Raw genomic sequence first — 355 nt, 5'->3', positions numbered from 1 at the left:
GATTATAAAACTGGACAAAGACGGGAAAGAACTCTCCCAGTCTATTTTAGGAGGAAAAGGATTGGATGAAGTTGAAAAGATGATTCCTACCAAAGATGGTGGTGCCTTGTTAGGGATCTATTCCAGAAGCACTACAGGTGGATCAAAGAAAACCGAAAATTTTGGAGAAGGAGATTTTTGGATAATAAAAATTTCAAAAGATGGCAAAACCGAATGGGAAAAGAATTTTGGAGGGAAAGGTGATGATCACTTAAGGACACTTGCTTTAACCTCCTCAGGCTATTTAATTGGCGGCGAATCCAGATCCGAAAGATCAGGAAATAAAACGGTAGGTATTGAAGAAGGAACCGACCTT

Annotated in this window: 1 pseudogene; it reads left to right on the top strand. The window is 39.4% G+C overall.

The features are described 5' to 3' along the window. Positions 1–355 (top strand): annotated as a pseudogene (locus DRF60_RS20960) (T9SS type A sorting domain-containing protein); the annotation flags it as partial.

Origin of the sequence: Chryseobacterium elymi (assembly GCF_003385495.1) — a bacterium.
GTDB classification, from domain to species: Bacteria; Bacteroidota; Bacteroidia; order Flavobacteriales; family Weeksellaceae; genus Chryseobacterium; species Chryseobacterium elymi.
Note: the sequence above shows the minus strand (reverse complement) of the source record. Positions and strands in the feature narration are given on the sequence as shown.